The 11,909-nt window shown below is 53.0% G+C and carries 9 protein-coding genes; 1 reads left to right on the forward strand and 8 read right to left on the reverse strand.

The genetic code is table 11. The features are described 5' to 3' along the window. Positions 1-9: 9 nt before the first annotated feature. The 8 genes from DDY07_RS15255 to DDY07_RS15290 all read right to left on the reverse strand — a co-directional run bounded on the left by DDY07_RS15255 (position 10) and on the right by DDY07_RS15290 (position 10,610). Positions 10-1,401, reverse strand: coding sequence for a radical SAM protein (locus DDY07_RS15255; protein ID WP_171696490.1), 1,392 nt, complete (start codon positions 1,399-1,401; stop codon positions 10-12). A gap of 23 nt (positions 1,402-1,424) precedes the next feature. Further along, the gene (locus DDY07_RS15260; protein WP_171696491.1) at positions 1,425-2,498 is read right to left on the reverse strand and encodes an alpha-ketoacid dehydrogenase subunit beta; all 1,074 of its coding nucleotides are present in this window, start codon (positions 2,496-2,498) and stop codon (positions 1,425-1,427) included. Then, positions 2,491-3,519 (reverse strand): thiamine pyrophosphate-dependent dehydrogenase E1 component subunit alpha, encoded by a 1,029-nt coding sequence (locus DDY07_RS15265; RefSeq protein ID WP_171696492.1) that lies wholly within the window; start codon positions 3,517-3,519, stop codon positions 2,491-2,493. Before DDY07_RS15265 ends, DDY07_RS15260 begins: the two co-directional genes overlap by 8 nt. Then, the gene (locus DDY07_RS15270; protein WP_033157196.1) at positions 3,516-5,036 is read right to left on the reverse strand and encodes a PfkB family carbohydrate kinase; all 1,521 of its coding nucleotides are present in this window, start codon (positions 5,034-5,036) and stop codon (positions 3,516-3,518) included. Before DDY07_RS15270 ends, DDY07_RS15265 begins: the two co-directional genes overlap by 4 nt. Positions 5,037-5,040: 4 nt before the next feature. Continuing rightward, positions 5,041-5,604: an SIS domain-containing protein gene (locus tag DDY07_RS15275; protein WP_171696493.1), complete on the reverse strand. Its 564-nt coding sequence runs from the start codon at positions 5,602-5,604 to the stop codon at positions 5,041-5,043. 10 nt (positions 5,605-5,614) lie between these two features. Then, positions 5,615-6,601, reverse strand: a complete 987-nt coding sequence (locus DDY07_RS15280; protein ID WP_171696494.1) for an SDR family oxidoreductase — start codon at positions 6,599-6,601, stop codon at positions 5,615-5,617. 9 nt (positions 6,602-6,610) lie between these two features. Next, entirely contained in the window at positions 6,611-7,711 is a 1,101-nt protein-coding gene (locus DDY07_RS15285) for a radical SAM protein (RefSeq protein WP_171696495.1), read from the reverse strand. Between the two features lie 130 nt (positions 7,712-7,841). Further along, on the reverse strand, positions 7,842-10,610 hold the full coding sequence (locus tag DDY07_RS15290) for an Hsp70 family protein (RefSeq protein WP_171696496.1): 2,769 nt from the start codon (positions 10,608-10,610) through the stop codon (positions 7,842-7,844). A 360-nt stretch (positions 10,611-10,970) separates the two neighbouring features. On the opposite strand from DDY07_RS15290, the gene DDY07_RS15295 reads away from it, so the two are divergent. After that, positions 10,971-11,894, forward strand: a complete 924-nt coding sequence (locus DDY07_RS15295; protein WP_171696497.1) for a matrixin family metalloprotease — start codon at positions 10,971-10,973, stop codon at positions 11,892-11,894. Positions 11,895-11,909 lie beyond the last annotated feature (15 nt).

Below are 11,909 nucleotides of genomic sequence, written 5' to 3' on the forward strand. Positions count from 1 at the left end.
CCAGCGCAATCAAATGAAGTTAATGTGTTCCGGCGGATTCTTCAAATCCCACAAAAACTTGTTCACATAATCCTGCCGGCAACCGATGGCGCAGTCTTTATGCACATCCACCGACTCTGCCACGTCTCTATGTACCTGCCAATATCGTTCGCTGGTTGCAACCAAGTCGTAAAAGGAATCGGTGTGCAAATCGCCTATGTAAAAACGCTCTTTGTTAAAAAACGGTCCGCAAGGATAGATTTTGCCGTTGCCGGAAATCTGCAATAAGAACGGTGTGCCGAAACATTGGTCGTATTTGCGGTAGCCATCCTTGTAAAGATTGGTTTCGCCAGCCGCATTGATCTTGTTCCATTTGGCTTGAACCACGTAGGTGTCATTACTCAGCGCCTCGGCTTGTTTCAGGATATCGCCGATTTTTAGGTAGGCGTCATAGTCGATGCCGATCTCTTTGTATTCAGAGTCGGAACAATGCTTGATCACAAAGTAATCGACGCCCAATTCGGCGCCCAGCTTGGCTTCAGCCAACACCTCATCGAAGCATTCCGGAATCAGCACCATCTGCAAACCCAGTGTGCATTTGTAGTTGTTTTCTTTTTTGATTTTCACCAATTCGCGGATCTTATCGATCAACAAGTGAAAATTGACTTCCTTGGATTGATGCACTCGCCTGAAGCCTTCCGGGGTACCGGCGGATAGATTAAAGCGGATGTAACTCATATTTTTCAGTAAGTCGTGAGCCCGATCCATATCCAACAACAAACCATTCGTGGCCATCGCGGTATCGATACCCAGTTCGCCGGCCAGCACAGTAGCATCGTAGAGGGTCGGGTTCAGCGTCGGTTCGCCGTCGCCGATAAATCCCAAGGAGCGCACCCCCAATTTGCCGCAGTCGCGGACAAAATTGAGCAGCGCTTCGCGGCCAATCATGGTGCCCTTGGTCATGTTCTGTACCACCGCATAGCAATACAGACAGGCGGTATTGCAAAACTTGGTCAGCCCCATATCGATATGCACTGGTGCAAAGCGTTGGCCGTTTTGCCAGGCCTGCACCCTATCCAAATGATGTATCATTTTGTGTCCGTCGAAACGGAAGCGTTCGCGCTGAGTGCGGAAACTGGGGCCGGTAAACTGGTTGGGGACATGCTGTTCATGTTCATTACCCGCTTCCAGGCGAATGATACCCTCCTGGTCGTCGTGCGAAATACTCTGCAATTTTTGTCCGGGCAATTTCGCCAACTGGCTGGTGTCGATCACCTGATATTCGTTCGACAAGGCGCTGCGGTCCACGATGTTATTGGAGGTACGCAATTTATGCCCGGGTTGACTGAACATCGGCACATTGTCGGGTATATCGGTCACGGCGCTGTTGCCGAAACGATTGGTTTGTTCAATTTTAGCCATGGTCTGATGCTCTTTTTTATGCGTTAAAACGGGCCGACGAAACTGCGGTCGGGTTGATCTTTGGGCAAATCGGACTGCAAAGCACCGATTACCGAGGCTGTTAATTCTGATCGACCTACCATGTCCAACACGGCACTGGCGATCTGCTCGGCGCCAGGATAGTACTCGTTGGCGACAAAATGCGAGGTCGGCACCGGATGGTTGGGATAAGCAATCAAGCGCGGCGCTTGTTGTAAACCATGTCCATGGGCCAACACCAGTTTGGATAGCAACTGATGACCAATTGACGCCATTTCCGGCGCGCAATCCGCTACTAGCAATTTGCCGCCGGTTTTTGCCAGCGATCCGGCAACGCTATCCACATCCAAGCTGCTGACGCAACGCATATCCAAGACTTCGGCGTCGACACCATACCTAGCCAATACCGTGGCGGCTTTCAAGGCTTCTATGCTCATGTGCGAGAATGCTACCAAGGTAATATCGGTGCCTTGCCGCAGCAAAGCCGCGCCGGACAACTCGGCCGCCGGACGATGTTTGTCGACCTCACCTTGGACATGGTGTAACCAGCGGTGTTCGATAAACAGCACCGGACTATTATCGGCAATCGCGTCCAGCATAAAATGGTAGGCATCGCCAGCCGTGGTCGGCATCACCACTTTCAAGCCCGGCACTTGCGCAAACATGGCTTGCAGACTTTGCGAATGTTGCGGCCCCTGCCCCCAACCGCGACCAATGATGACGCGAATTACCAACGGCACTTTTTGTTGGCCGTCAAACATGTAATGCCACTTGGCGGCGTTATTGATCAACTGATCGACCGACAGCAAGGCAAAATCGATACGCTGATGTACCAGCACCGGCCGCATGCCGGCCAAGGCCGCGCCGATACAAATACCAGTCATGCCGTTTTCCGCCAAAGGCATGTCAAACACCCGCTCGGCGCCGTACTTCTCGCGCAAACCCTGAGTTGTAGCAAAGATGGTCTTCGGGTCCGGCACGCCCTCACCAATCAACAACATCTCCGGATGCTTGGCTAAGGCATCGTCCAAGGCTTCGCGGATCGCCTCGCCGTACGTCATCATCCTTACATCACGCATACAGATGCTGCCTCATACTTTCTATAGTTGGGCGAGTACCTTGCAAGGCCCAGGAAAATGCTTGCTCGATTTCATCGGCCAAGCGGGTTTCCATTTGCGCTAGTTCGGCATCATCACTCAACTGCGCATCAAGCAAGGTCTGCCGGGTTTGCAGCAGGGGACAGCGCAATTTCCACTCGGCCAATTCACCGGGGCTGCGATAGCCCAAATCGTCGTCTTCGTTGGGCCCGCAGTGTTCCGGCCAGCGGTGAGTATGCAATTCCAAAAACTGCGGGCCCAAGCCATTCCTGGTGTTGCCAACCGCTATTCGCGCCAGTTCATATACTTCATCGACCCGATTACCGTCGCCGCTAACCGCGTTCAAGCCGTGGGCGGCGGCTATTTTATAAATATCGCGTTTGGGTTGGCGTTCGGCCAACGGTGTCATCACCGAGTATTGATTGTTCTCGCAGATAAACAGCAACGGCAATTGTTTCAACACCGCAAAATTCATCGTTTCGTGCATCACGCCTTCTTCAAAGCAGCCGTCCCCGAAGAAAATCACCACCACGTTGGTCGCTTCCGGCATCCTGCCTCCCGCGACACTGGCACATCCCAGTGCGGCGCCGGATTTTTTCATCTGCTCGGCCCAGGCATAACCGGCGGCTAATGGCACGGTGCCGCCGACGATAGGCGTGGACGCAACAAACCCGGCTTTCAGGTCGGTCAAATGCATCGACCCACCCCGGCCGCCGCAGCAGCCTTCGGCATAGCCGTACAACTCCGCCAGCAGGCGCGGCAAATCACCGCCTTTAGCCAAATAATGGCCGTGGCCGCGATGATTGCTGAACACCTTGTCCTGGTTGGTCAAATGCGCGCTAACCCCCACTGCAATAGCTTCTTCACCGATGCAAAGATGGGTGGGACAACGCATTTGCTGTTCGGCATAGCGCCGGGCAATCGCTTCCTCGGCACGGCGGATGCGCAACATTTGATAATACAGCTGCTTCAAATCGGCAGGCGCGGAGTTCATGTCTGTCATTTCAACAAGGTGGTAATGTATTTGAATAAAGCCACTGCCCGCACCGGTTCGCGGTTACAGACAATCTGCACATCCAGCGCGGCCGCGGCGCTACCGGCGAACAAGGCTTGCTCCGGCGACAGCCCGCCACCCAAGCACAAGCCAGCTACGGACAGGAAGGCGTCGCCGGCCCCAATCCGATCCACCACTTTGGAGGACAAGGCGGGAATCTTGTATGCGGTTTTGGTTTGATCCAGCATCAACGCACCTTTAGTACCGCGGGTGATGGCGATATGCTGTGCACTTAATTTGTCGGCCAACTGGCCGGCCAATTCCTCAATGGCAGCACCTCTATCGTGGCTCGCTAGCCGTAACTCCGGCTCGTTCAATGACAAGAAATCCGCGTTCGGATAACGTGTGATCAAGTGATACCCCCGATTGCCGCTGTTAACCTGCGCATTCACCGCCAGATATTTAGCGCCTTTGGACAAGGCCGCAACCATTTGATTGGAGATAAAGCCGTTACCGAAATCCGGCACGATCACCACATCGTAATCGCGCAAATGTTTGTCCAGCCAAGCCACGATCTTGCGATTGGTGTCCTCCGGCAACGGCGCATCGTTATAAAAATACACTTCAAATAACTTGGCGATGTCGGCATCGACATAGCGTCGCTTCACAATCGTCGGCCGATCCTGGCTAAAGAAAAACACTGGATCGATGGCCGGGTTCAAATTGGTACGAATAAAATCTTCGTGACTTTTGGTAGCGCCTAGACCGGACAGCAAAGTCACGTTATGGGCAAATTCCGCAACGTGATTCGCCACCGCGATAGCGCCGCCGGCAAAGCGTTCGTAGTCGTTGTATTTCACCGAAAACACATTGCCTTTGCCGGTCTGCCCCAAGGGCGAGGTGTAATGGTATTCGTCGACTATCGCTTCGCCGACCACCAGTACATTCAAACCGCTTAAGGCCTTGAGTTTGTCGATAATCTCGTTGGCGCCGACCGTTTCCTTGAACTGATCCAGGTACGCTGAGATTTCCGGGGAGAACACCTCAAAATATTCGTTTAATAAGCGCGTCGAACTAGACGTGAGTTCGTCGGTAAAGTAAATCCTGCCGCCGTGCCGTTCCACGGCGTCTTTTTCGTGCTGGATATTGCCGGTCAGATCGTCGCTGGTGCTTTTGTAATCGCTACCCTTCACATATAAATCAGGCTTCACCTGATCCAATACTTCCACGGCGGTAATCGCATGGTTGATCGCCACACTATCGACGCAAGCCAGTGCCGCAATGTTTTCAGCACGCAAATATTGGTTGAACACCGGCCGACCGGGGCCTTTATTGACATATTCGTCGGCGGTGACGCTAACCAATAATGCATCTGCCTGCCTTGCTCCGCTTTGCAGATGACGGATATGGCCGATATGCAGTAAATCAAAAGTTCCATGGCATAAAGCCACGGTTTTGCCTTGCGCTTTCAGTTCGGCGGCACGCTGCGCCAGTTGTTCGATAGAAACGATTTTTTCCGTGGACATGAGCTTATTTCCTGAGCAGATGATCGGTAATATGGTGCAACACGAACAGATGCCCCAACTCGACCATGCCGTAATGACTGCTGTCCAGCCAGCAATTCCAGCGCCCCAGTTTACGGAGCGGATTGTCGGCTTTGAAGCCACTTAAGGTCATGACCGGCAAGCCTTTGGCATTAGCAGCCTGCACCGCATTGACGATATTCAAGGATTGCCCGGAACTGCTGATCGCGATCAATAAATCGTCGGGGTTGGCAAATGCGGCGATTTGTTTGGCAAAAGCCTGCTCATAACCAAAATCGTTGGTAAAACAGGTCAAGGGCGCGGCTTCGTGCAAGGTCAACGCGCACAAACCGCCGACATTACGCAAATCGGTGATCACGTGACTGGCAATCGCCGCGCTGCCGCCGTTGCCCAGCACCATGATTTTGGCCTGCTGTTCGCGCACTCTGGCAAATTCGGCAAGCAATTGCTGAATCACCGATTCGCCGTCCAGGGTTTGAGCCTGCGCATCGGTAAATACGCTGTTATTCAATAAGTTTGCAAAATCCGCTGCCGCTAGTCCGATAGCCATCAGCCTCTCCTTATTTGTCCAGGTATTTAAACCAGTCGGCAGTAGCAGCGGCTATCGATGTCGAAGTCCACAACGGCGCGTTTCGCCAGTAATCGATATGCGCCAGCATGTTGGCGACGCCTTGCTCGAAACTGACTTGCGGCTGCCAACCGAGTTTTGCCTTGATTTTGCCGGTATCGGCAAAGGTGCAATCGGGCTCGCCCGGCCGCTTGGGGATGTATTCGATAGGGCCGCCCAACAATCCCACCAACTGGTTGACGCTATAAGTACCGCCGCTACCGACATTCATGATCTCTCCGCAAAGCGCCGATTCGGCGGCTGCAATAAAGGCGTTGGCCACATCGGTGACATAGGTAAAGTCCCGAGTCTGTGTGCCGTCGCCGACCACGGTAAAGGGTTTACCGTTAATCTTTTGCGCCAGAAATACCCCGAACACCGCGCCGTAAGCGCCGGTAGTCCGGGCATGCGGGCCATAAACGTTGAATAAACGCAGCGACACAGCAGGCAAGTCATAGAGCTGTGCCCAGTGCATCACCAGCTCCTCACCCAAGTATTTGGTTAAAGCATAAGGATACTGTGGCTGAACGGGCGTGGATTCCGGCGTGGGAAATTGATCTGGAATGCCGTAACAGGACGACGAAGCCGCATAGACAAATCGCTTGATACCGGCGGCGCGCGCGCCTTCCAATACGTTAAATGTACCGCTGACATTGGTCTCGTAATACGCGCGTGGCTGCTCGATGGACGGAACGATGTCGGCTAGGCCGGCTAAGTGGAATACCCAGTCGATCCCAGAGAACAAAGGTGCGATGGCGTCAGCATCGCGAATATCGGCGTGATGGAATTCGAAACGTTCCTGGCCGAGCAAATCGGCGATGGTTTCTTTGCGGCCGCCAACCAGACTATCAATAACGCTGACCTGATGGCCTTGTTGCCATAACTCGCGACTCAAATGACTGCCAATAAATCCCGCGCCGCCGGTAACCAATACTTTCATGCGTCTGTCCTAGATAAAATTGATATGGGCCGGCTGATTGGCCGTGAGTTTGTCCAGATATTGGTTGACCGCTTCCATCCGGCAATTTTTGCGGCATTGGCTGATATCCAGTTCCTGGCTGATGTACTGCCAGTTCTGCCGGCGCTTCTCGCCTTCCCAGATGTCCTGAAAAGAATGCTCCTGGATATTGCCGTAGGCAAAGCGTTGATCGGTCAAATAAGCGCTGCAGCCGTAGACTTCGCCGTCAGCCATGATATAGCCCCAAAAATAAGGCGTGGCGTGGCAAGTTTTATAGCGTTCGGTTTCCGATTGGCTGTAGTTCTTCATGGTCTGCTCGCGAAAGACCACGTTAAAACCGTCGCCATTGAATTGGGCCAGTTCTTCGGCCATGCCTAACAGATTGTCGTAGCGCAAACTTTCGTAGCGGCGGGTTTCGCTGAATAGATGTTGGGAATACGGCTTGACGACCAGATAATCCAAACCGATTTCTCGGCAGATTTTTGCCAGCGTGGTTACTTCGTGCTGATTTTCCGGCAACAATAGAATTTGTGCGCCCAAAGCACAGGATAATTGCTGGGCTTTTTTATGTTCGACCGCGCGACGCAGATTGTTCAGCACCAAGTCAAAATCGGATGCCTTGGATTGATGGATGGCTGCATAATTTTCGGCGCTGCCGGCATTTAGCGACACCTTGATCCACGATACCAGCGGCAAGGATTGCTCGACAAAACGTTGATTCATCAAGGTGCCGTTGGTGGTGAAAGACACATCGATACCGGCATCGAAAGTCCATTTGACGATGTCGTTAATCTCCTTGTGCAACATTGGCTCGCCTTCGCCGGCGTACATGATGCTTTTCACACCAAGCTTACCCATCTCGGCCAAACGCTCCGCCAGAATTTTGACATCCAGGCGCTGCGCTTTATATCCGATGTAATCGACAGCACAGAAGGTGCAACGATGGTTGCAGGCCCCTACCGGGGAGACTTCCATGTAGATGGGATATACGGCTTTCGCGAGCTGCCAATCATGCTTGCCATCCAACCATTGCGCCACCCGTTGCGGGTGATACACCAGTTTATGACTGTCTATGCCGTATTTATCTGCCATGTTTTTGTCGTTTAATATGCTTTCAGAGTGAAAAACCGCTACAGAACAGGATAATGCGATTTCTATGCCAGTTTCCGGTTCAGGTAGCCTGCCGCTGTTGATTGTTATATCGGCATCACAAAGCTTAGCATTAAACGATTAGTTTCAAGCCCGGAGGTAACGCCTCACCGAAGACTTGTTTTTCCTGTTGTTCGTCCAGTTGTTTGAATTCGGCGACCATGTCTATCCAGGAAGATGGGGATTTAGTTTGTTTGAGCTTGTCGATAACCTGCGTGCGCAGCTGATCGTCGATGTCCCTGGCCCGATCATCGCATCGCCTGGCCAGCAAGGTGGCAGCAAAGCCGGCCTGAGTTAGCTTTTTCCAGTCAGCTTTCAGTAGCTGTTGCAGCCAACTCTCTACCGTGGCGGCTGGAATAACCTGATGATTGCTGCCGTGAAACAAAATCCGTCCGCCGATACGGCCGACCGCCCACCAACTTTGCTCGGGTTCCCCGGCTTTTTCCAGACGCTTTAGCAGCCATTCGCCCAGTTGAATTTTATCGGTAATTGTCAGTCTTTCCAGCGCCGCCGCCAAACGCACCATATCTTCGTAACCGCGTGTCGCCAGTTGCTTAGAGACGCCGGGCTGGCGCGCGGCAGCCGGGTTAATGTATTTAGCGATGTCGTTAAAGATGCGTTGCTGGGCATCCGCACTCAAGCCGCCGGCAACGCGCCGCCATAAGGTCCACCATTCGGCCCAGTTTTGCTTTTCGTTGACGAATTGCAAGCCTTCCGCATATAGCTTCCAAAGCTGCTCTACCCGCCAATCGTCAAGCGGGTAGCCAAAACCTGGCCGCAAGCAAAAACCGGCCAGACTTAACCAGAGGCGTTCGTGCTGTTCGCTCCTCCGCCGATATTTACTGCCTTCCAACAAGGCCGTAAACAACTCGCGCAGCAACGGGGTTTGCCAGTCGCCGCGCGGTGCAGCGAGCACTTTTTCCAGCTCGGCGCGCAAAATTTTTACAGCCTGCGGATCGACTTGTTTGGATTTGGCGCCGAATACGGCCTGAATTTTTTCCAGCGCTTGCGGTAATTGGCCAGGCAGTTCGGCGTTGGCGATAATTTGGGCCTTTTTACGAATCTGAAACTCTACGTCCCATCGCTGGCTGGAATCGTCCACCGCCACGCACTGTATTTGCAAGGTACCGACTTCCGTATAAGTTGCCAGTAATTGCACCGCCACTTCGGTTTTTTGTTGGCCTTCGAATGCCACCGCTAGGGGAGGCAAGCTATGAAAACGTTCGTCATCGAGTTCGACAATGTCGCCTGGCTGATAAGTACTGTCTCCGCTACTGGACAACAAATGAAAACGTACCGGTTGCCCAACCCTAAGAGCGAATTGCCGATCGTTCAACAGAATCTCATGACCTTCCTCGCTACCTTTCGGCAAGATACAAACGCCATGCCCGCCAAGCTTCCCATCACCACTTTTGGCCGCGGCATCAACCAGCAGAAAATAACTACGGGCGGCGCCACCGCCGATTTTCAACTTCTTATCGCGGCGGGCAACCGCATAACTGACCGCGCCGTAAGCCACCGCCAATTCCGGATGGCTGTTATCCAGCAATAAGGGGGGTTGCCCGCCGCGCCAATTGGCTAATAAATCGATTAAGCGTTGCACCATGGCCGAACTGCGAAACACGCCGCCGTTCAGTAATAAGGCGTCGGGGACAATTTGATGCTCTGCTCCGGTTCCTCGCAACGCCATTTGCGCAGCCTGGGCATGCATTTGCAAAAAGGCGGCAATATGCTTACTGATAGCCGGCTCCGCCGCATAGGGCAAGCCAAACTCCACTACGCCGCTACGCTTCCTATCCGGCAGGTCTTGCAAGCCGGACATAGGTAAAAAGCCATCCAATGCAATTTGCTTAACCTCTTCTTTGCTCAGCGACGTACTTTTTGTGCCGCCAATCAACCTGGAGCCGCCACCCAACAAGGTTATGGCAACCTGCTCGGGCGCGTCATCGGCTAATAGCTGTTCCTTGGCGACCCGACATTGCTCCAGCAATTGCGATAAATCGGCTGTCGAGAGTTTTTTATCGCCGGTTCGCAAGCGGCTTTCCGCTAGATGCGCCAGAGTCAGGTCAATATTGTCGCCCCCCAACATCAGGTGGTCGCCGACACCTATGCGCGTCAGCTTAGGCTCCTCAGCCCCCTGCTCAATCTTGATCAAGGTCAAATCGGTAGTACCACCACCGACATCGCAAACCAGCAATAACCGGCTATCGGCCAGACTGGATTTGATGGTACCGGCATGCCGGCGCAGCCAGTCGTAACAAACCGCTTGAGGCTCCTCCAACAACCTGACAGCACTCAAGCCAGCCATTTTGGCCGCCTCCAATGTTAAGGATCGCGCGGACTCGTCAAAGGACGCTGGCACCGTAATCACTACTTCCTGAAGCGCAAGTGGTGCTTTGGGAAAACGGTGCTCCCAAACGGCGCAGACATGTCGCAAATAACTAGCACTGGCTTCCAGCGGCGAGACTTTAAATACCGATTCGTCACTGCCCCAGGGCAAAATGGCCGCGCTGTGATCGACCGAGGTGTGCGACAACCAGCTTTTAGCGCTAGTAACCAATCGACCTTGCGACTTTGCACCCAGCAAGCGCGCCGCTTCGCCAAGCACAGCGCCTTTTTCCTGAGTCAAAAACCCGGCTTCTTCCGTTATTTCGCCTGGCGCGGGATGGTATCGCACCGACGGTAATAGCGGCTTGGCGCTCACTTCGCCTGGCGCGATCAACTGAGGAATTTCGAACAAGTGAATAGCTTTAGCAGGATCGCCTATATCGGAGTACGCGACCACCGTATGGGTGGTACCTAGATCGATTCCGACCGAATAAGTAGCAGTGTAGTTTTTCAAAAGGACTTAGTATGTTTATTCTAATTATGTAGGGCTGCCTGCCGAGTATTCAAGCAGGCGCGCGAGCGCCTATTTTAGTCGGCTTTCTGATCGAACACTCTCGTTTTTCTAGATAGCACTATCCAAACCGTGGTTGCCAGGTAAAATAAATTTCCACAAAGAACAATCTTTCGATGTGTTTCGAATAAAATGCTTGCGCGCCTAATGTTTGCGATGTTACTTTCCGCCTACGGCAACCATCAGTGCATTGCATTACTGAATGCGCCCACCGAGAACAAGATCTAGCGCTGTAAAGTAGTCGAGTCTGAATCAAGACCAGGCACCGCAGCAATTATTAACCAACTTGAACGAGTTAAATTCATGCTTATTAAACCATCCGCATTAGCCGGCGTCGTGTTGCTGGCCGCCAGCCAATCAACAGAGGCAGTCGTCATCAATTTCGACTACACCTACGACGGCGGATTTTTCTCCGGCAGCAACGCAAGTAGACGAGACATCCTGGATGCCGCAGGCGGGTTTTTGGGAGGTATCTTAACCGACAGCTTGACTGCGATTACATCCGGCGGCATCAATAATTTCAGCGCGGTATTTCAACGTCCTGATACCGGCGCCAGCACGACTCTGAGCAATTTCAGCGTGGCAGCCGACACACTGACAGTGTTTGTTGGCGGACAAGCCATGGGAGCAGGCAACCTGGGCTATGGCGGCTATGGCGGTTACAGCGTCAGCGGCACCCAAGATTTTTTGACCAATGCAGCACAACGAGGACAGTCAAATACGACCGGCCCGTCAGCAACTGATTTTGCGCCATGGGGTGGTCAATTGACCTTCAGCAGTTCGGCAAACTGGTATTTCGACACGGATCTTTCTACCACCGAGACATTCAGCGGTAATGATTTTTATTCGGTGGCACTGCATGAGTTAGGCCACTTATTAGGCCTAGGCAGTTCGGACTCGTGGGATAATCAAGCCTCAGGCACCGGCTTTACCGGTGCCAATGCGGTAGCGGCTTATGGCGGCAATGTACCACTGGAGGGCGATAAGGTTCATTGGTTAGAGGGCACCAAAAGCACGGTAAACGGGATTGAGCAAGAAGCCGCCATGGACCCTACTTTGCGCGTCGGCACGCGCAAAGTATTTACGCAACTCGACCTCGCCGCGCTGAAAGATGTGGGCTGGCAAGTTTCGGTAACCGCTGTGCCGGTTCCTTCCGCCGTTTGGCTATTTGGCTCTGCTTTATTGGGTTTTATTGCCAGCAAACGTAAGCAGCTTCTGAATTTCTAGCAAAATCATCGCCGT

The organism is Methylomonas sp. ZR1 (assembly GCF_013141865.1).
Lineage (GTDB): Bacteria > Pseudomonadota > Gammaproteobacteria > Methylococcales > Methylomonadaceae > Methylomonas.